Annotated in this window: 1 protein-coding gene; it reads left to right on the forward strand. The window is 71.1% G+C overall.

Annotated features, from left to right (window positions below; all coding sequences use genetic code 11):
• Positions 1-204, forward strand: a 204-nt coding sequence (locus tag GSQ76_RS31405) for a hypothetical protein (RefSeq protein WP_216851270.1), incomplete at both ends; no start/stop codon positions are given.

Below are 204 nucleotides of genomic sequence, written 5' to 3' on the forward strand. Positions count from 1 at the left end.
AGTGGGTGGCGGCAGTGGGATCACTGGCGCCTCACCGATCACGGCCGCGACGCTGGTGCTGGGCACGCCGACCGGTGGCCCGGTGACCATCGCGGGGGCGTTCAACCTGTCTGGTATAACCGCGCTGGACCTGGAGAGCGCGGGTGCCATCAGCGAGACAGGCGCGGGCGCTATCGCCGTGACCACGCTCGGCGGTAGCGGTGC

The organism is Acidisphaera sp. L21, assembly GCF_009765685.1.
Classification (GTDB): Bacteria; Pseudomonadota; Alphaproteobacteria; order Acetobacterales; family Acetobacteraceae; genus LMUY01.